The 21,660-nt window shown below is 55.7% G+C and carries 13 protein-coding genes; all 13 read left to right on the top strand.

Features of this window, described 5'->3' with window-relative positions; genetic code table 11:
- The first annotated feature begins 308 nt into the window (after positions 1–308).
- The 13 genes from LAO76_27440 to LAO76_27380 all read left to right on the top strand — a co-directional run bounded on the left by LAO76_27440 (position 309) and on the right by LAO76_27380 (position 21,587).
- Complete coding sequence (locus tag LAO76_27440) at positions 309–572, top strand: hypothetical protein (protein ID MBZ5494678.1); 264 nt, start codon at positions 309–311, stop codon at positions 570–572.
- A gap of 1,275 nt (positions 573–1,847) precedes the next feature.
- Positions 1,848–2,678, top strand: a complete 831-nt coding sequence (locus tag LAO76_27435; GenBank protein MBZ5494677.1) for a hypothetical protein — start codon at positions 1,848–1,850, stop codon at positions 2,676–2,678.
- Between the two features lie 106 nt (positions 2,679–2,784).
- Positions 2,785–3,699, top strand: coding sequence for a tetratricopeptide repeat protein (locus tag LAO76_27430; GenBank protein MBZ5494676.1), 915 nt, complete (start codon positions 2,785–2,787; stop codon positions 3,697–3,699).
- Positions 3,700–4,225: 526 nt separating this feature from the next.
- Entirely contained in the window at positions 4,226–4,396 is a 171-nt protein-coding gene (locus LAO76_27425) for a site-specific DNA-methyltransferase (GenBank protein ID MBZ5494675.1), read from the top strand.
- Between the two features lie 314 nt (positions 4,397–4,710).
- Positions 4,711–5,550, top strand: a complete 840-nt coding sequence (locus tag LAO76_27420) for an aspartyl/asparaginyl beta-hydroxylase domain-containing protein (GenBank protein MBZ5494674.1) — start codon at positions 4,711–4,713, stop codon at positions 5,548–5,550.
- 24 nt (positions 5,551–5,574) lie between these two features.
- Positions 5,575–8,322 (top strand): ATP-dependent helicase, encoded by a 2,748-nt coding sequence (locus LAO76_27415; GenBank protein ID MBZ5494673.1) that lies wholly within the window; start codon positions 5,575–5,577, stop codon positions 8,320–8,322.
- 132 nt (positions 8,323–8,454) lie between these two features.
- Positions 8,455–8,784 carry a hypothetical protein gene (locus LAO76_27410; protein MBZ5494672.1) on the top strand — a complete coding sequence of 110 codons (330 nt, stop codon included), beginning with the start codon at positions 8,455–8,457 and terminating at the stop codon, positions 8,782–8,784.
- Entirely contained in the window at positions 8,781–9,239 is a 459-nt protein-coding gene (locus LAO76_27405) for a hypothetical protein (protein MBZ5494671.1), read from the top strand. The genes LAO76_27410 and LAO76_27405 overlap by 4 nt, the downstream gene beginning before the upstream one ends.
- Positions 9,236–9,676: a hypothetical protein gene (locus LAO76_27400; GenBank protein ID MBZ5494670.1), complete on the top strand. Its 441-nt coding sequence runs from the start codon at positions 9,236–9,238 to the stop codon at positions 9,674–9,676. Before LAO76_27405 ends, LAO76_27400 begins: the two co-directional genes overlap by 4 nt.
- A gap of 78 nt (positions 9,677–9,754) precedes the next feature.
- Entirely contained in the window at positions 9,755–11,200 is a 1,446-nt protein-coding gene (locus tag LAO76_27395) for a ThiF family adenylyltransferase (GenBank protein MBZ5494669.1), read from the top strand.
- Positions 11,201–11,595: 395 nt separating this feature from the next.
- A complete protein-coding gene (locus tag LAO76_27390) occupies positions 11,596–12,633 on the top strand; it encodes a hypothetical protein (protein ID MBZ5494668.1) in 1,038 nt (345 codons plus the stop codon).
- A gap of 693 nt (positions 12,634–13,326) precedes the next feature.
- Positions 13,327–21,174: a toxin gene (locus tag LAO76_27385; GenBank protein ID MBZ5494667.1), complete on the top strand. Its 7,848-nt coding sequence runs from the start codon at positions 13,327–13,329 to the stop codon at positions 21,172–21,174.
- Between the two features lie 41 nt (positions 21,175–21,215).
- The gene (locus LAO76_27380; GenBank protein MBZ5494666.1) at positions 21,216–21,587 is read left to right on the top strand and encodes a hypothetical protein; all 372 of its coding nucleotides are present in this window, start codon (positions 21,216–21,218) and stop codon (positions 21,585–21,587) included.
- Positions 21,588–21,660: the final 73 nt, after the last annotated feature.

The raw sequence follows: 21,660 nt of genomic DNA, 5'->3' as shown, positions 1-21,660 counted from the left end.
TGGCAATTTGCTGGAAACTCGGATGAAAATCACAGCCTATAATCTTCATTGGCGGCTCCTTTCGTTCCGAGTCTTGGTTTTCGTCAACTCAAGTTTACTCGGCACTCGTTAGGAGCCGTCGTTGTTATGAAATCAAGGCGGCTCTCAGCACATCAAGGCGGCTCTCAGCACATCAAGGCGGCTCTCAGCACATCAGCTGCATCTCACCTCCTGTTCGCCTTGCTTTAATCGAATACCAACGGCTGTATGCATTTCGTTCGACCAAGTAACTCGGGAATGAGTCCTGCTATGATTGAACATTGAGCTCTATGAGTCAGCCATCAGAGAAAAAAAAGCCATCACCCGAACCGTCGGGGATCGACGAATTGAAGACACGACTGGATCGCCTGGAAAACAAAGTATATGCGGCCAAGATCGCGTATCTGAATCGAACGCCCTTTGAGGGACAGGAACTTTCTTATGAGGCATTGACCGCGATTGCAAAGGAATACATCGAAGTCAGCTACGCGCTGCAGAGAGCGAAGTTTGGCTCTGTGAAGGTGAAGATTTCAGTCGCCAAGCTGCTACGTTAGTAAGCAGTTCGATACTCCCTCGTATGAAATACCGATCAGGCTGGAACGCCCATCTTATTATGTAGCCTGCCGTGAATGAATCTCTCGGGCCCCACAATAAAACGGAAAGCCCCTTTGACCTAACGGGTGCGCAGTGGGCCATGCTCGGTTGTCGGCAGAAACAGGTGTGGATCGAGAAGGCATTTCGCTATTGGCGGCGACGTGGTTTCCCTTACTACGAGCTCTCGATGGAGGAAATGCAGGCTGAGCTAAAGGCTCTGGCCGCGATTGATTGGCGACGCGTCATTCGTGGCACGTCGATTCATGGATCGCACGCTGCGATACGACTAGCCAATTGCTTTCATCCGCAGATGTGGGAAGTCCATGTCAGCCGCTATAAGAGTCCAATGGATTGTTTCAACGATGATTCCTGTCTAAAGGCTGCCATCCAACGTGCGTTTCGCGTTTGGCCGGATAGGCATGGGGCAAACGCAAGCTGCCTGAGGAGGATGCTGAAATCGTTTTCGAATTGTGCGGCGGTGTCCAATTTTAGGCCAGCTGTGTCCCGCGCTTTGGTACAGAAGTTCTCTCAAGATGGCGATACCGTTGTGGATTTTGCTGCCGGGTATGGTGGAAGATTGTTGGGGTCCTTAAGCCTCCCAAGACACTATGTTGGACTGGAGCCGTGTCGCGCGCAGGTCCGTGGACTGAGAAGGTGCGTCAAGGCCGTTCGGTCATTAGGGGTAGTGCCTGGAACGGCTGATATTCACGAGGCGTGCGCGGAAGACCTATTGCCAAAAATACGACCCGGGTCGGCCGGCTTGGTGTTTTCAAGCCCTCCGTATTTCGATTGGGAGAAATATTCACAGCAGGATACGCAGAGCTTTGTTCGATACAAGACCTATTCGAAGTGGGTCGAAAGCTTCTTGCGTCCAGTAGTGAGCGAGAGTCATCGGATTCTAGCGAATGGCGGGTACCTTGCGATCAATACGCCGAATGGGAGCAGCCGACTCTCGATTCTTGAAGATGTGCGAGACGCTGCAAGGACGGCGGGCTTCACGCGGTATCAGACGTACAAACTTAGGCTGTCGAAAGTCCCTTACCTATATCCTCGGAACGGGGAAGGCAAGTGGGAGATCATCGCGGTTTTTAGGAAATAGGATTCTTGGGTTTCAATCAAAGGCTTTCTGGAGGCGTGGTATGGTCCTGCGGCGGGGCACTGCGATCGCATCGGTTTGGTGCTGGCTCCTGTGCCTGCTTGGATTAATTGGGTGCAGACTCGACTCGGTGCCACAGTTGTCCTCAAGAGATTCTGCTGGTATCAAGCTCGGTGGACCTGCGTCTAATGGTAGCAAGCCCGCTACTGCTGCCGCCAACGAAATCGAAATCGGAAAAATATTTGAAGAACAGGATCGCCTTGACGATGCGGAGAGGGCGTACTCCAAGGCTCTGGAGACGGCGGTCGGCACAGAGCGAGACGAAGCCAGGAGTCGCCTGGACAGAGTGCTGAAGAAAAAGCACGGTACGTGGGTTAAGTACGTCGAGCCCGAAGTCGAGAAGTTTCAAAACAGCCTATCGGATATCGTGTTCGGAATCATCGCAGCGTTGTTGGCGCTTCTGGCGTTTTGGCTTTTGAAACGCTTGGTAAGTTCCCTTGGACAGTCCTGGGGGAAAAACCGGTTGCAAATCGGAGAGTTCACCGATGCAACTTCGGGACATGCGGGTCTTGCGATCGCAGAGACTCTCAAGGACGTCGTGGAAGAAGTTCAAGAATATTACCGACCGCGGGATCGTTTTCGATTTGGGTCGTTTAGCTCTCTCATCCTTGTAGAATCACCAGGGTCTTCTGAGCTAATGGCAGTGGTTGCCGACGTGATCCCGGGAGAGTCAAACAAGATCCTAACGTTCCTCACCAAGGGCTATCGCAAGCCACACTATTTGATCAAGGGCCTGGTGCAGGAGGCGGGGCTCCAGCACCGGTTGCTAGTCAGGCTCTTGCGAAGAGATGTTACGATACAGGTCTGGGATGTGACGGTCGCAAGCGCAAACCTTCACCGGACCCAAGGTGATTTGGCGCTTGCTGTTGTGCTGTATTTGAAGGGGGTCGTTGAGGCTAATGCAGAATAAAAGCCTTCTGAAGTCGGACACGAAAAGTTGGGGAGCATTCCACCTGGCAACGGAAGCGCTCCGAGATATCGATCGATTTGTTTCCTCGTCCGCGAAGGATCTGCGAGTGTTGGAGGAAGCGCGAGAAAAACTCCAGGGCGCTGTCAAACAGGACCCGGAGTTCAATCGGGCCCGATACTATGCGGCGGTCGTCGATGACATGCTTGGAAATTCGACGGAAGCCGTGCGTGAGCTTGAAGAATTATTGGCGAAGAATCCCGCGTTCAAAGACGAAGCAGAATATAACCTGGCAGTGAGCTACTACCATCGCTATTATCGCGAACATATTGTGGCAGCCCTCCAGCTTTTTCAGAAAGTGATAGGAGAGTCACCGGACATTGTGCTCAAGTACATGGCGCGTGCGGGACTCGTCCGTTCGTTCTCGATGATGGTGCTTCACAGCATCGGAGTAAGCGATGAATCGGGTGCGGCCGAATTCTTCGACAGGGCAAAGACGGAAAGCGGAGCCTTGTTGCAGGAACTGGCGACGGATACGTCGGTTGACCACAGAACGAAGAATGAGATTACTTGGCGTGTGTTGAACGGGCGTGGTGTCGGGTTTATGTTCGCGTCGGATTTGCAGAAAGATCCCAAGAGCAGACGGCGGGAGCTCAATGAATCTCTAAGAGACTTTCGAGAAGCTGATCGGAGGAGTCGCGACAACTGGGAGATCGTCTGCAACCTTGGTTCGGTTCGCATGCGAATGGGCTATACATATAAGGTCGAGGGCTCTGCGGGGAACGCAAAAGAGGAATTCGATGTCGCGAAACGTTACATCCGTGATGTAATCGATCGAATCCGGCCCAATTACGGTTTTGCATTGTATGAGATGGGGCGGATCTATCGGGTAGAAAGTGAATTTAACGAGGCACGGCGCTGGTTCGACAAAGCCAAGATGATTCCTGAGAAAAACCGGAACGTCAGCGACAAGACGATTGCGAAACAAGTTGAAAGAACGAATCAGGGCGACAGCACGTTTTAGCCCTCAGCCTCCGTGTCCCTGGGTCTTTCCTGGGGACATTCGCGGCACCATCCGTATACAAAGCGCCGAATTTCTGCTTGTGCCCTCTGAATCCATCCAACTCGTAGTTACGAGTCCACCCGATCTTTCCGAGACAGTGTTTACGCGGTGGGAGCCGCTTTTTGAGTTGTACAGCGCAAGCATGCAACGTTGCGTTCAAGCTCTGCGCAACGACGGAGTTGTCTCCGTCATCGTGACTGACCGAAAGTGGAAGGCCACGATCCTTGCGAAGCATCAGCTACTCACCGCCATTCTCAAGGAGCTCGGAATGGAGCTCTTCCTCCACAAAATCTTGGTTCGGAACAAGGGAATCGATGTTTATCGCCTAGGCTTCTCCCACGTTCTTTGTTTTCGCCGGAAAGACCGAGAGCGCGCAGGCAAGAGCGGTTCCATGCATGCCTCTCCGTTGTTTCGGCAGGACGTTTGGGGCCCCTTTGCACCTACGCAGGGCGTACGGGGCACTCGGAACAGCTTTCCTGCGGAAGCAGTGAAGCTGCTTATCGAAGCATTTAGTTGGCCGAAAGATCTGGTGGTTGACCCTTTTTGTGGTTGTGGCACGACTCAACGCGTAGCTTTGGGAACCGGGCGCGAAGCGCTTGGCTTCGAGACTAACCGCAGGCTCGAACGATTCTGGAAGCCCTTGAGGTCATTTCAATAGCGGTTTGATGGTGGTCCGTGAGACGAAGAGCATTACCGGCAACGTCGGACGTTGTGGAGTTGTTTCGCCAACACGAACTTGGCTTGATCCGGGGCGCGTTTATTCGGGTGACGCGACGCAAAGTGGAGCGATGGCAAAACAGAAATATGCTCCATGCAATCTGGCGAGGCGGTCGATTGGCCGGTGCGCTTGTGATAGCGAGGGTTGTCTCCCGACAGGCGATCCGAGATTTCTCGGGTGCGATTCGTACGGAAACTGAGAGAGGCGATTTGTTTGTTAATCGTCTGGCTTGTCGCCCCGGAGACGAGCACCGGATGGTCGACGCGCTCCGAAAAGTGGGCTCCTCAAGTCAGAGACTCTGGTTTCGCATTTGGCAGGAGCATCGCTCGGACCGGCGGATTCTAGATGCATTGGGCGGCCAATGGGTCTGTACAAAGATTCTATCGGGAAGTGAACTGGTAGGTATTTGGTGCGTGGGCAGGAGTGCCGACATTTGCGCTATCCCTCGATCGGAGACATGGACGCTGCGCCGTTTGTCGATTGGGCCGGTCGAGGTTGAGAAGGCCCGGGCTGCGGTGCTCGACAAATACTCCGCCTTCGCAACCCACTATTCATCGAAATACAACATCTCAAATTCCTGGTCCGCCTTTTCCTTACGCAGTTATGGAGGGGCTGCAGACTTCATCATGAAACCCACGGAAATGCCCAAAGGATGGAAGATGCGAAACCCTGAGAAGCTATTGTGGGAATTGGAGGACACGAGCAACAGGAGGATTCTTCCGCAATTCGAACCTCTCATCGATGTTGTTCCGGGGGAAAAGCAGCGAATCCGAATCATGCGACTTGCCGCCGGTGGTTCCATTGGCCGTCATTCAGACGTAATCGATCGGGAAACGGGGACGGTCGACGGTAAGACCCTCCGAATTCATCTTCCGATCGCCACAAATGCTAAGGTGCGATTTACGAGTTGGGATGTTTTCGGAAAGCGAAAATCTGTGCACATGAAAGAGGGTGAGCTCTGGTATGTCGACACTCGTAAGCCTCACAAAGTAGATAACCAGGGAGAAACGGACAGACTGCATTTGGTCATGGATGTTGTTTCCTGCCCAGAGCTGCTTGCCGCAATTGGTGCATCTAGAAATTCCTCTGAATAACGCGAGCGAAAACTGGGTGAGCCAATGCGAGTGCTTACCCAGCGCGCGCAATTGGCGAGGGATGAAGCGGCCGGCGAGCTTCAAGAGAGAATCGAACGTAGCCTTGGTCGAGAGGTTGCGTCGCGAATCCGGATTGCAACCTTTCATGGCTTTGGCGTGACACTACTGCAGGCATTAGGACATCACGCGGGCATTGATGCTGATTTTTCGATTCTGGACGAAATCTGTCAGCAAGAGCTGGCAAGCGAGATGCTCGGATCGACGGACTGTGAGGCGCTCCTCGACATCAAGGACCCGGATCAAACCGTGACGAACATTGTAGAGCAGATCAACTTCTTGAAGGACCGAATGGTCGGCCCCACCGAGCTCGCAGCCGCGATCGCCCGATGGGAGCCGGGCGAGACCGATCATGAAGCAGTCGCTCGCTCCCAGGCCCTGTTGCGTATCTTTGAACAATACGAGCACACTAAGAGCGCAAATCATGCCGTCGATTTCGCGGACCTGATCAGGATGCCATACCAGCTGTTCGAAAGCCGCTCGGACTTGCGCGATGGGATTCGCTCGGACTTTCCCTGGGTCCTGGTCGATGAGTACCAGGACGTTTCCCGAGCCACCGCACTTCTGTTACAGCAGATTTGCGGCCCGGAGAATCCACCTTGGGGGGTGGGCGATGCTCGACAGGCTATTTACCGTTTTCGCGGCGCGGAGCCGGAAAACGTACATCGATTCGGGGAGGATTTCCCGGGCGCTCGGACTCTCCCTCTGTCGGAAAACTATCGATCCTCTTCAGAAATCATTGCCCTTATCAATCGTCTCGCCGAGTGGCTCGAAAATCCAAACGGCACAATCGAGCCTCCACCGCGCTGGCGGTCGGGACGTACGGTAGCGAGCTTTGGAGTGACACCCGCATCGCTTGGGTCCGCCAATAGTGACCTAGCAGAGCGGGACGGCATCGTCAGCGTGATTCGCCGATGGATAGCCGATGGACTAGCCGCAGATGAGATCGCAGTTCTCGCGCGAAGAAACATCGACGTCCGCAATATCGCCCTTGCGTTAAAGAAGCAAGGCATCCGTGCCGTCACCAGCGGCCTTCTGACGGCCGAGGGCGCAGGTGGCGATCTCACGGCTGTGCTATCCGTCGTCGACACCCACCAGGCAGTCGCACGTGTTACCTATGCCCTTTATCGAAATCGTGTTCAATCATTGGTATTAAATGATGTCATCCGCCAATTACTCACAGCTGATCTGGAGTCTGCGGTTAAACCGGCCTGGTCAGGCGATGACAGCACAAAACAAATCGCGGCCGACATGTGGCGCCTCTTTCAAAAGCTTCGGACCTATCTCCACAGCGGTGACGGCTGGTCAATCCTATGCGATTTCTTGTTCTTTCAAGGCAGCTACCTTCGAGAATTGCTGGACCAGGAGGATCAAGCTGAATCCTCGGTTCAATTGGAAGAGATTCTCTCTGCCTTGTCCTTGGCGGCCAACTACCGCTTCAGCCATCCCCATGTCTCGCCGCGCCGCTCAAGACTTGGACTTGCGGAACGGATGCGCGACTTAGTTACGCACAGCGCGCCGGGGCTGGTCGCCCCTCGCCCCTCTCCGGGTGCAGTTCGCGTGATGACCTGCCACGCATCGAAGGGACTGGAATTCCCAGCGGTCGCGGTAGCGGGACAATCCTTAGCGGACATCCGTCAGCCGAAGCCTTGCCTGCCTCCCGAGCTTCGTCCCGATCCCCAGCTCGACAGCCTACAAGCAGAGTCGTTGTTATTCGTGGGGGTGTCGCGCGCGGAACGGGCGGTACTGGTGTCCTACGCTAACTCAGCGAGCGGTCGCGCTCACAGCAGACCCCGTCAGTTTCCCGGATTGCTCACTCGGCTTCAAAAATCTGCCGTGCTGCCAAGGACGGACTGGTCGCTGCCGGTTCAGGAAGAAGAGAAGTTCACTATGCGTCGCGTGTGGGGAGGGGCTACGCCGGAAGATATCTCCATGTATTCGCTCGACCCGGACACCTGCCGCATTCGAACTTACCTAGAAGAACATCTTGGTGCTCGATTTCGTGGTCGCACCCGTCCCTTGTACCCAGAGTTCATTCAGCGCGTCCGCAAGATCCTTCGTCGCATTCTCCACCTCGCCATCCAGGAGGGACGGGTTGTTACCCGGGCAGAAGCCACCCAGATTTTAGAGGAGAAGTGGCCCGCCGTGGAGTCGGGAAAACGTCCGCACCCGCATTTGGCACTCTATCGGCCAAGAGCCTTGCAGTGGGCCTGTACCTTGGCAGCGGGATTTGATCCAGACGAATTCCCCGGTGCGAAACTACGGGAGGAGCCCTTCCAATGGACAGATACCAGCGGAACCCTTCGAACTCTCAAGTTGCAATTCATCGCCGAGTTTGAGGATCGTCGGGGAGAACACTATGCGATCGCGCTCCAAGTGAAGTCCCCCGACGACTCTCACGACGATGTGCAGTGGTCGAAGTTAAAGGAATACGAAAAGCTTCCCTTTGTCCTGCTTCAGGAACGCAACGGCAGAGTGCAGCCGCGATTGTTATTTGGTGACCAAGGCGTCATCCGTCGTTTCCGTTGGAGTGCACGCAATGCGGCCGCAACCAACTACGAGCGGGCCGCGCAAGCGCGGACCAGGTTTCACGATCTTGCCTCAGGCGTCTTTGACGGCACCATGGACGATTGGGCCTGCGACCGATGCGCGTGCCGTACCATCTGCCCCGGCTGGCTCGGCGCCATCCCTCCAGAAGCCCCCACCAAGAGTTGACCTACTGACCTCATCACCTCTCGGCTGCGCCGAGAAACGTAAATTCCTGCGCACACAAGCGAGACGATTGTCCGTTTATATCAGTAGAGGCCCTGACACGAATCCACATGGTCAGCCTCGCGGAGAACGAACATGAAGATCGATGAAGCCGCAAAAACACCTGAGTCCAAGGGGGACCACGTACCCGGTCCGCCGACCATTCACATCCGTGTCCAAACCCCACGCGGGTTGTGGAGCATGGACCAACCCGCGGACGCTACCAAGCGGCCTGTCTATGCAATCTCTACCAAGATTGAGCAGGTCATTCAAGACGCCCGTTCCGTGTTCAAGTTCGTCGAGCAAGACAGTAAGTACACCTTGCTTCGTGGCGGAGAAGTTCTCGACCCGCAGCGGACCTTGGTGAGCTACAAGATCGAGGACGACACACTGCTGGTCCTCTCCGTCCAGGGCGGCAATGCATGAGCGTGCCAGCCGACGTATCCCTGGAAGGTGTACGAGCTGAGCTGATGGCCGCAGCACAATATGCTGCGGCCGCCGGACTGGAGTTCGATGCCGGGGACCTGCGGGAAGACAACCTGCGGTTGTACGTCGAGTTCAAGAACCAAAACTCGGAACGGTTCTATGCCGAGTTTCTTTGCCTCGAATATCCGCTACACCCGCCAACCATTGAATTCGTAAGCGAGGATCGGCGCGAACGAGGTACCCATCGCCTGTATCCGAATGGCTTTCATACGACGCCCTGCGTCTGCATGCGATACAACCGCAAGGCGTATAGCGAGCGCGGGGGGCCGCATGCAGACTGGCGTCTGCTCGATTGGCGGCTTCCCACAAGTCATGGGGTTGCCATCGACACCCTCGCGCTGATGATCAGTGATCTGCATTCCAAAATCTTGCAATCATCGGGAAGGATGGCATGAAGTTCGAACGCCCAAAACTAATCTACATCAGCGAGGATCTGTCCGAGCAGACAGCGGCTCTGCTTGATTCCTTTGCCGTACAAATGCCGTCGGAGGGAGTGGTGTATTGGTTCGGGATTGAGAGTGCGGAATGCGCGGTGGTAACGACCTTAGTGGTGCCCGAGGCCGACACCAGCGACGGTTCGATTCGGACCTCGGTGCAGGCTAACGCAGCGGCCGTCGGCGTGATCACGAACACGCCCTTGGTCTACGTCGGGCAGGCGCATTCACATCCGGGGCCAAATGTCAGGCACTCCGATGTTGATAATCATGAAACTTTCGCGAGGTTCGAAGGAGCCTTGTCGCTGGTCGTTCCCTGGTTTGGCCGATATGGTATCGACCTCGACTCCTGCGGCCTCTACCGACACCTGGGGGGGGCGGTTCCGAGAAGTGGATGACGTCGCCATGCACCTCCGGATCCTGCCCGGCGTGAGGGACTTGCGACAGGACAGTTGCGCGAACAGAGGATGAGATCTATGCCGAACGATGGGAAGAAAATTCACGAGCGATGGCCCAGCGCCGAAACTTTCTATCGGGATCGTGATCATCGCACCCAGTTAGGAGTGAACGAACTGCATCGCTACGTGTACCAGCCAGTTGAGATTCACCTCGATCGGGACCTGGCAGGCGATGTGAGCGTGCAGCGGATTGCGTTGGTCGCTGCGAATCTGACCGCACGCTGGGCCAGAAAAATCCGCGTGGTATTACCGGAAACCGCTCTTGCCTCACCCCTGCAGCTGTTTGGCGATGCGGCTTTAGGCGCGCGAATCTTGCGCGAGATGCGTGAGGCAGATCCCTTCGGAGACTTTGAGGTTTCAGAAAGCGGTGTCGATCACCCGGAAACGCTTCGGCTGTTTATCGGTCCCTGCACGACGCCCCACAAACGGGAGAGTGATTATACAGTCATGGCATCGGGCTGGGTTGCGTACGGCGTGCGTGGCTCCTCTGTCACACACGGCGGGATCGAGCCGGCCGCCGCTTCGGCCGCCGCTCTAGCAGGGGCGCTCGGGGCGGGCGATCTTTTTAAGCGAGCGGTAGGACAGCCCCGCACGGAATGGCTGGGAAAAATTCGATGGTGCACCTGGACCCATCATCTAGGAACTTGCGCACCCGGCTGTGACGCCCCGCCCGTTCCCAATCAGGCCGATGTCGGCGATCTACTGGTAGCCGGTGTGGGCGCGATTGGATCGGCACTCCTCTATATTCTTGGCCTTATGCCGGTGACTGGACGCATCACCCTTCTCGATCGGGATCGAGTCGAGACATCCAACCTAAATCGCAGCCCCCTTTTCACCGCGATGGACGTCGTTGGCATGCGGCGGAAGATCGACGTTGGCAAGGCACTGTTAACCACGATGGGAGTCAAGTGTTCGACGGTAATGGGAACCTGGCGCGAGCAGAGTGGCCAGTTTGTTCGGGAGCCGTTTGATGTTTGGGTGAGCCTGACGAATGAGGATGGTGCGTGGAGCGAGGTGCCTTTTCAACTGCCGCCGATAGTGCTGCACGGCACGACAACCAGTGGATGGGGAGTTGGGTTTGGACGCCACATTCCACGCGTTGAAGACTGCACGGCTTGCCGGCTACCGCGGCCTCATGTGGAGTTTCGGGGACCGTGCTCGGAGGGCGAGATTTTTCTAGACGCAAAAGAACCCGTTCGCGCATCACTCCCATTCTTATCAACCATTGCTGCCGCCTTGATCGCGACCGAGCTGTTGAAGCTACCGTTTCCCAATGCTTCTTCCTTGCCGAACGCGGTGCAGGCGGATCTGAGAATCGGATTGCCTGCCGTCGTAACGGCTCTCCTCGGTCCGACGGCCAGCTGTCGTGGCTGCCAGATGGCACAGCTATCACTTTGGTTAGAACGGGGTGGCCGAAGCCGCTTCGCAAGCATGTTCTCCCTTGGCAGAGTTGCTGATCCCTGAAGGCAGGGTTTACCCATAAGTTCAAAGTATCATCGACCAGCACACCCCGTATTCGAGACACCCGTTATCATTGGTCTGTTCATTGGATGTTCGACTTCAGCCCCGACATGAAGCAGATAGATCGCCTGCTCTCGCGCAGGAAGCGCTTCTGCATACGGAGCTCAGCGTTTTGTCGCGGTTGGAAATTGAAAATCGTTTTCAAAAAGGGTGCAGGAAGGGTGCAAAATTCGCCGCATATACGTTATTTTGGGCTATAATCGGCGACGTAAGTTGTTTATTTTTGTTAGCGTTGGAGTTTTCCACCCGCTTTCGAGGCGGCCTTTCCGTGATTTTGAGAGCACTGGTCTTCCCATCCGAAGTTCCAAGTCCAAACTTCCCAAGCCACAGGAGGAAAAGTGAATTCTGGGGCGATCCCAATTGAGAACTTCAAGGCAATTCCTTATTTAAAATTTGAACACTTAGTCGGTGGGCGCATTGTAAAGCTAATGCCGCTGTGGGACGGGATGAATTGGCATTTGTGGGTGAACACGCCCATTGGTTTCATCGAGGGTAAAGTTGTCGAGACGGTAGAAGGCGACTATGTTGGCGTCGGTGCTGCGCGAGAAACTGACCTCTGGATTCCATTTATTGAGTTAATGTGGCAGCGTGCAAGTTGGCCGGACGTATGTCCGCTCATAGAGGCGATATCTGACGATTTTCACAACATGGGCACATCCATGGCGAAGCTCCGAGTCTTTTTTGACTACGCCGAAAAGCTTCCTCCACGTGGAGCTGGACGATTCGCGTCAACAGAGCTGGAGTACTTGGTCATTCTCGGACGCACTGTCTTCGATTCGTTACAGGAGATAATCCGGACAATCTGGAGAACAGTGCAATTGCACGATGCTGCTCTCGAGGAACGGCACCGCCGTGCTAGATCACTGCCCAAGTCTTTTGCAGACGTGGTGCTTCGCGACAATCAGCCCCAGAGTGCCGCGGATATAGAGGAGAGGTTTGTGCTGCCCCCACCATTGGCCCAACAGTATGCCAATATAGCCTCGTTCTTCTTGGAGCTCCGAAATGCACGGGACAATATAGTACATGGCGGGAGCGGTGTGGGCTTCATCTTTGAGACTGAGCGAGGATTCTGCGCGAACCCGAAGTCCCAGCCATTCTCTTCCTTCGGTGGGTGGCGGCCCGAGCACTACTACAACGAAAACATAGCGTCAATAATGCCCTGGGTCGGAAACATCGTTTTGAGGACAATTGACGCTTGCAACGGCTTAATGAGCACTTTTGCATCGGTCATTCAGTTGCCCCCGGAAATAGCGCCGGGCTACCACATTTACGTCCGCGGCCCGCACACCGATAGTGTGGTAGAGGCTTTGCGCATCCATCGAGGGGCATCCCCGTGGTGGAGTCGAGCGGAAGCGGATTCGCTGGTCGGGGAGTAATCGTGGGCCCCCTTTATTTGTTGCGCCGTTGCTGTGTGGCCTTGGGATTTGGGTAGAAGATACTCTCTGGCACTGCCTCGGCTGTCTGTGAACGCTCCGAAGTAGCCCCAGGCGAGAGGAGGGTAGGCATATCGCACCGAAATCGACCGGGCCCTCGACGGCGAAACGGGGAAGAAGTTTCAGGGCCTCGCAGTCGTTCACGCCAAGCAAAAGTGGCCCCAACTCGTGGCGTGCGAGCGCAACTGGGATGGAGGCCTCGACGCATATGCGAGCGGAGAGTTGGACCCGGAAGGAAGGGGGCATTGGCTTCGCCTGCTCGATAACAGCCTCGCCCGCGAAAGTTGAGGGCCGCAATCGTCCAATTCGCTCATTCCATAGGTAGGCCTTCTCCCCTCCTCGCAACCTAGCAAATAAAAAATGTGTGGAATAAGCATTAGAAGTTATTAATGTAGAAAGAAGAAAGACCAACACAGATTTCCTTGCGAATCTAGGGTGTTCGGATTAGTCTTTTAGTCACTGGAGACCCCTCTTATGAAAATTTGGAGAACTTGTTTCTGGTGTCTTTCACTGTGGCCCCGCCGGATTTCTTGTTGACCGACAGAACTCCACCACAATTAAACCGCTTGGCCCTGTTGCCTGGGACGACAAGAAGTCTAACCCTTTTTAAGACTGCATACATAAGAACGAACAGGTATGGCGCAAGACACAATACCGGCAGCGGGAGATGAGAACGGTTCTCGCCAGGAAACGACGCCTTTCAGTGCACCCCAAATATCACTGCCTAAAGGCGGCGGGGCGATCCATGGCATCGGCGAAAAGTTTGCTGCGAATCCGGTAACGGGCACTGGTTCGCTGACGGTTCCGATTGCGGTTAGCCCGGGACGCTCCGGGTTCGGGCCGCAACTCAGTTTGTCCTACGACTCCGGCACCGGTAACGGGCCTTTTGGCCTTGGCTGGAATCTAGCGCTCCCGTCTATCACGCGCAAGACCGATAAGGGCCTTCCACGATACCAGGATGGTGACGAATCGGATGTGTTTATTCTCTCCGGAGCAGAAGATCTCGTGCCCGCATTTGAGCGGGATTGCGACGGCGAGTTGGTTCACGACGAGTTCGAGCGCGCAGGCTACATGGTTAAGCGGTATCGTCCGCGCATCGAAGGGCTGTTTGCCCGAATCGAGTGTTGGACGCGTTTGTGCGACGGCGATACCCATTGGCGTTCCATCTCGAAAGACAACATCCTGAGTGTCTACGGCGGCAGCGCGGAATCGCGCATTTCCGATCCTGCCAACGCCCGCCACACCTTCAGCTGGCTGATCTGTCAAAGCTATGACGACACGGGCAATGCGATCCTGTACGAATATGCAGCAGAGAATCACGACGGCATCGACTTTCGGCACGCAAATGAGCGCAACCGTGTCCGTACTGCCAACCGCTATTTGAAGAGAATCAAGTACGGCAATCGCAAACCTCTGCTGGTTGATGTAACCTTTCCGAGTTTCCGAAAGTCTCACCTTTCCCCACACGCGCTTGATGCGGCTGATTGGATGTTCGAGGTAGTTCTCGACTACGGCGACGAGATTTACCGTGAAAGAAAAGAAGCACAAGGCAGCACCGAAGCGTTATTCGAGGCCACCTCAGACCAGACGCGGCCTCCCTGGCCAGCCCGGAAGGACCCCTTCTCTACTTATCGCGCAGGTTTTGAGGTCCGAATGTATCGCTTGTGCCGGCGGGTGCTCGTGTTGCACAACTTCGCGGATGAATTGGGGGTTCGCGATTACCTGGTCAAGGGCACTGAGTTCGAATATCGTGAAAAGCCGATCGGATCTTTCATCAGCCGGGTGATCCAGTCTGGATTCAAGCGTCAAGCCACAGGCGCCTATCTGAAGAAATCGTTGCCGGCTCTCGACTTGAGCTATACCTCCAGCCCTTTGGAAGCTCCTGGTGATTGCGCTTATGAAGTCAAAGACGTCGATCCGGCGAGTCTGGCCAACCTCCCGGCGGGCATTGACGGTACCAGCTATCGCTGGGTGGATCTCAACGGCGAGGGCATCTCCGGCGTGCTCTCAGAACAGGCAAATGCCTGGTTCTACAAGCCGAATCTGGGAAACAGTCGTTTTGGGCCGGTGGAAGCAGTCGCGCCTAAACCTTCTCTCGCCGCGTTAAACAGTGGCCGCCAACAATTGCTAGACCTGGGTGGAGAAGGAAAACTGGATCTGGCCGAATTCACTCCTGGGGCGCCCGGATTCTACGAACGAACCACGGCAGAAGGCTGGAAAGCATTCCGCAGATTTCGTTCGCTGCCGATCCGCGACTGGAGCGATCCCAACCTCAGGTTCATCGATATCACCGGCGACGGCATCGCCGACGTCCTCATCACGGAGGACGAGGCTTTCATCTGGCATCCTTCACTGGGTAAACGAGGCTTCGGCTCCGCGGTACGCATCCATGTGCCTCTGGAAGAGGAAAAGGGCGCTCACGTTGTATTCGCGGACGGAACACAGTCCATCTATACCGCGGACATGTCCGGCGACGGCCAGGCGGACCTCGTGCGCATTCGCAACGGAGAAGTCTGTTATTGGCCCAACCTCGGCTATGGCCGCTTCGGGCCGAAAGTCACCATGGATAATTCTCCCTGGTTTGATGAAACAGACCTGTTTGACCAGCGACGAATCCGTTTGGCCGATACAGATGGATCCGGTACCACGGACATCCTCTATCTCGGCCGCGATGGTGTTCGAGTATTCCTGAATGAAGTGGGCAATGGCTGGTCCAGCGCGCGGGTCCTGCGGAAGCTCCCGTCCACTAATGACCTCATTGCAGTCTCCGTGACCGACTTCCTGGGCCGAGGCACCGCCTGCCTAGTATGGTCGTCGCCACTGCTGCGAGACTCACAACGCCCGTTGCGCTATGTGGACCTCATGGAGGGCCGCAAGCCGCATTTGCTCACGCGCGTGCAAAACAACCTCGGAGCGGAAACGATAATTGAATACGATTCTTCCACGGAGTTTTATTTGGCTGACAAAGCCGCGGGCACGCCCTGGATCACGCGGCTTACGTTCCCCGTCCACGTGGTGAAGCGCATAGAAACCTTCGACCATGTCAGCCGCAACCGCTTCGTGACGCGCTACTCCTATCATCATGGTTATTTCGATGGGCCAGAGCGTGAATTCCGTGGCTTTGGCCGCGTGGATCAGCTCGATACGGAAGAATTCGCCGCATTGTCCCAGAGCGGCAACTTTCCAACAGGGGACAATGTAGATGCCGCCTCGCACGTTCCCCCGGTGCTCACTAAGACTTGGTTCCATACCGGCGCCTTCCTGGAAGGCCGGCGCATCTCACGACACTTCGAACACGAATACTACCGTGAAGGTTTGCCACGTTGCGGCGAGGCTGAGCTCGGCCAGGAAGAGATCGAAGCGATGGAACTCGAAGACACGGTTCTTCCCCACCGGCTGTCGCCCGAGGAAGCCCGCGAAGCCTGCCGTTCCCTGAAGGGATCGGCGTTGCGGCAGGAAGTCTACGCTCTCGACGGAAAAGAAGAATCGAGGCGGCCCTACACCGTGGTGGAGAGCAACTACACGATCCGCCCCCTGCAGCCTCGGGGAAGAAACCGGCACGCGGTCTTCTTCATCCATCCCAGGGAGAGCATCAGCTTCAATTACGAACGTAAACTCTACACACACGAAAATTGCAGGCGCGCTGATCCGCGCGTCACGCACGGCGTGACGTTGCGAGTCGATGACTTCGGAAACATTCTGCAGTCTGCAAGTATCGGTTATGGCCGCCGTTTTCCTGACTCGTCAGACACTCTGAGCGATGCTGATCGCGACAAGCAGATACGCCTTCTTCTCACCCTAACAGAAAATCGGTATACCAATCCGGTTCTCGCGGCAGACGCCTACCGGATTCCGCTGCTTGCGGAAACAAAAGTCTACGAATTGATCAAGCTCAAACCCGCCGCACGGCGCATTGGCGTCACGAACCTCTTTCGCTTTGGCGAACTCGCAGAGCAAGTCGAGCGGGCGAGTGAGGGTGCGCACGATCTGCCCTATGAAGATGTGCATGCACGCGGCGCAACACTAAACGAGCCATATCGACGATTGCTGAAGGGCAGCCGAAGTCTTTACCGCAGCAACCACCTCGATCAGTTGCTGCCGCTAGGCGCCTTGCAAAGCTTGGCGCTGCCCGGCGAGTCATACAAGCTGGCTTTCACGCCGGGCCTGCTGGAGCAGGTCTATCAGCGTCCAAAGGCGAACCATACCTTGGAGAATCTGCTACCTGATCCGTCTTCTGTCCTGGGCAGCGAGGCAGGGTACGTTGATCTGGATGGCGATGGCCACTGGTGGATCCCTTCAGGGCGGCTGTTCTACTCGCCAGCTTCAGGCGATGGTTCGTTACAAGAGCTGTCTTTTGCGGCTGCACACTTCTTCTTGCCGTATCGCTTCACGGACCCCTATGGGAACATCAAAGCCGTAAGATACGATCTACACAATCTGGCTTTGATCGAAGTGCGCGATCCAGTAGACAACACAGTGCAGGCGCGGAACGACTATCGTGTGCTCGCGCTCACTTTTCTCACTGATCCAAACGGCAATCGCTCTCATGTTGCATTCGACGCCCTTGGCATGGTTGTAGGCACGGCGGTCATGGGGAAAGAGGAAGAGAAGCAGGGCGATTCTCTGGAAGGATTTGTAGAAGATCTTGACGAGAGCTCGATACTCGAGCACGTGCGCGATCCGTTGCGGAACCCTCACCAGATTCTGCAAAGCGCAACTACGCGGCTGGTCTATGACCTGTTTGCTTTTGCTCGCACGCGCCATGATGAGCAACCCCAGCCGGCGGTAGTGTACACGCTGGCCCGCGAGACGCATGTGGCGGATCTCGGTGAAGGATCCCAGACGAAGATCCAGCATGCTTTCTCATATTCTGACGGCTTTGCTCGCGAGATACAGAAGAAAATCCAGGCGGAACATGGAGCGGACAAGAAGCCGCGATGGGTGGGCAGTGGCTGGACCATCTTCAATAACAAAGGCAAGACTGTCCGGCAGTATGAGCCGTTCTTCAGTCCCACGCAGCATTACGAATTCGCCACAATAGTCGGCGTCAGTCCCATACTTTTCTATGATCCGGTGGAGCGCGTCATAGCCACGCTGTATCCCAATCACACTTACGCTAAGGTCGTCTTCGATCCTTGGCGGCAGGAGATATGGGACATAAACGATACCGTTCTGCAAACCGACCCGGCAACCGATCCTGATGTAAGTGATTTTTTTCTACGGCTACCCAGAGGTGATTACTCCCCCACTTGGTACGCGCAACGCATCGGCGGCACTCTAGGTATCCACGAGCAGGACGCTGCACTCAAATCTAGAAACCACGCTGGTACCCCTACGATTGCACATTTTGACACTCTCGCCCGGAGTTTCCTCACCATTGCCGACAATGGCAACGCAGGCAAATATCCTACCCGAGTCGAACTCGATATCGAAGACAACCAGCGTGCCGTTCGGGATGCTACCGCTCAGGAGGGAGATGGGCAGGGACGCATCGTGATGCGGTACGAATACGACCTTCTCAAGAACTGCATCCACCGAGCCAGCATGGATGCGGGCGAGCGCTGGATGCTGAACGACGTGACCGGCAAGGCCATCCGCATGTGGGACAGCCGGGGTCACAACTTTCGCTCCGAGTACGATGCGCTGCGCCGGCCCGCGAACCTGCTCGTTCTGGGCACTTACCCAGGGATCTCTGATCCGCGCACGCTCAATTCTGAAATCCTTTATGAGAAGACCAACTACGGCGAAGGACGACCGGACCCCGAGCTCCTCAACCTGCGCACCCGCATTTTCCAACACTACGATGCGGCAGGAGTCGTGCTCAACATGGGGCACAATCCCGTTACGAATCGTGATGAAGCTTACGACTTCAAGGGTAACTTGTTGCGCAGCAGTCGGCAGTTTGTCCGGGATTGCAAGGCCCCGCCGAACTGGTTCGAGCTGCCTGCGTTCCAGTCAGATACCTATGCCAGCAGCACGCAATATGATGCGCTTAACCGACCCATTGCCGCGACTACGCCTGACGAGAGCGTATTCCGGGCCACATACAACGAAGCGAACCTGCTGGAGACCGTTGATGTTAATCTTCGAGGCGCCCAAGCAGCTACCGTTTTCGTCGCCAACATCGACTACGATGCCAAAGGCCAGCGCGTGCTCATCGAGTACGGGAATCACACGGCCACGGCCTTTATCTATGACCCGAAGACCTTTCGTCTAGTTCAACGCACTACCACCCGAACCAGTTTTCCGCCAAATCAGCAAGTGGTCCAAGACCTCCTTTACACGTACGATCCCATTGGTAATGTCACACATATTAAGGACAACGCCGACATTCAGAACATCGTGTTCTTCCGCAACCGGCGCGTAGAGCCCAGCAGCGACTACAACTACGACGCCATTTACCAACTAATCCGATCTAGTGGCCGCGAGCAATTGGGACTGAACGGAAGCAGACGTTTGCCGCCGTGGCCGACTTCTTATAATGATGTGCCTCGCGTTACCTTGCTGAGCCCTGGCGACGGCAACGGGGTGGGGACCTACACCGAGCAATATCAATACGATGCCGTCGGCAACTTCCTGAAAATTATCCATCAAGGTGCGAATCCTGCCAAACCCGGCTGGATCCGCACTTATAGCTATAACGAAAGCAGTTTGCTCGAATCAGGGAAAGTAAGCAACCGTCTAACGAGCACCGCCATCAGCGGCAATCAGCCTCTAAACGAACCTTACACGTCCGACCTGCACGGCAACATGACCAGCATGCCCCAGTTGCAGGCCATGCAGTGGAACTTCAAAGATGAATTGCATATGACGCGCCGACAGGCCGTGAATAACTCGGATCAAGATGGCATTCAACACCAGGGCGAACGGACGTACTACGTCTACGATGCCACCGGTCACCGCATGCGTAAAACCACCGAATCATCGGTTGGAATCCCAATCAAGGAACGGCTGTACCTCGGCGGTTTTGAAGTCTACCGCGAATTCGACGCTGCCGGCAATGTGACTCTGGTCCGCGAATCGCTGCACATCATGGACGACAAGACGCGTGTCGCCTTGGTTGAAACCAAAACTGTCGACATAAAAGTATCACTAACTTCTTTGCCTAGTACCGCGACGCGTTACCAGTTCGACAATCACCTCGGCACCGCCTGCTTAGAACTGGACGAAAACGCGGAAGTAATCTCTTACGAAGAGTACTACCCGTTTGGAGGAACGTCCTATCAGGCCGGACGCACCCTCACCGAGGTAAGCCTGAAACGCTACCGCTACACAGGAAAAGAGCGCGACGAAGAGACTGGGTTCAACTATCACGGGGCACGATACTACATATCCTGGTTGGGGCGGTGGACTGGCTGCGACCCTGCCAGGACCGATGTGAGTTTGTGTCCTTACAATTATGTCGCAAACAATCCGCTCAAACTGATCGATCCAAAGGGCGAATCGGCCGAGGAGCCCGATCCGAAAGGAGGACTTGCCAGGCAGTTGTTGAACTCTGTGTCCGCCGGAGCTCATGCCATAACCGAGGGTGCAATCTGGAATCCCACTGTGTGGGGGGACCTCAGCCGGAATGCCCGAATGGCGATTGATTTCCGTCGTGGGGTGATCTTAGAAAAGTTTGCCGGAAATGTGACGGTCGGCGGATTGGGCCGTATTACTGGCGGATTAGGGCGCTTTGCTAAGGATGCAGACCGGGCCACAGCCACCGTGGTTCAGCAGATAAAGTCCACGTCTAGCTTTGCAAGGGTTGCTCAGATCACCCGTAATGCAACTAGAGATGCTGCGCGATTTATCGCAAACGATGCCAGCTACGCAGGGCGCGCTGCCCAAGCCAGAATTATTCTGCCTACGGGCACACCGGGAACTGTCGTTCAGTCAGCGGAAAACGCTCTGTCTCGTCTGGCAAAACCGATCTCCGGAGCCGTTGCCTCCCCAAAGGTTACAACCGGGCTTCCCGGCATTGGTGGCATAGCGCTCAAAGCCCTGGCGCCCGTAGGAGCAGCTTTATCCGCGCACGCTCTCGGCGAAGACCTCGCCAAGAAAGACTACGCAGCGGCGGTAAGCGACACTGCTTTCACCGTCGCCGGTGGCCTCGAGACATTCGCACTGGCCTCAACAGCCCTAGGGGCAGGGGGCACCGCGACGGCAAGCGTAGGAGCAACGGCTACCGCGGGGGTCGCCCTCAGTGCCGGTGGCGGAGGCGCAGCCGCGGCCGCCAGCGTTGCGGCTCCTGTTGTGGCAGCGTTCGGTATCGGAGTAGCTATTGGAACAGGGATTGAAAAGAGTCTGAATGTCAGCGATTACGCTTCTGAGCATGGGATTCAGGCACAGGAATTCGCGAAACGGCTTGGCGCAGGCGAAACGACTGCATTTGTCGCCGGCGCCGTTGTCACGGTGGTGTCTACGCCCCTCGCAATTCAAGAGGCCGCAGAGCACAAGGCAGCCGAGTTGGCGACTCGAGCATGGAATTGGCTTAAACATTAGTTGCGGATTATGAGGAGGAACATGGATTGCAGGAGGTTACCATGACGCTACAACTGACTCGACATCTTGAGAAAACAATCCTAGTCTCGATCCCCGTGCTCTTCGAGGACGCAAAATGCCGGCCATACAAACTTGTTGGCGCCGAACTGCACGGACTTTGGCTGGAATCTGATGAATTGACCAAGCGACTCCTTCCCGACCACAAGAAGGCCTACGCTTCCGCGGCATCGGCGGTATTCATTCCCTTTTCCCAGATTGCCGGTGTGATCGTTGCCACAAGCCCTGCGGTACCTCCAGTGTTGCCGGAAGGGCAGGATGAGGAACCGTCCGGAGGCCGGATAACGCGGCCAAGAGACAAGAGAGAATCCCATGACGCGGACGATGATGAACCCCGAACGAAACGCCGGAAATGAAGTGACGTTCCCGGCTATCCGTGAGAGCGCAGTTCGGTGAACACTGAAAATCTTTGACGGAAAGGACTGGCCC

This window comes from Terriglobia bacterium, from assembly GCA_020072645.1.
Classification (GTDB): Bacteria; Acidobacteriota; Terriglobia; order Terriglobales; family Acidobacteriaceae; genus Angelobacter.
The sequence above is the reverse complement of the archived record's forward strand: the minus strand, read 5'-3'. Positions and strand labels throughout refer to the sequence as shown.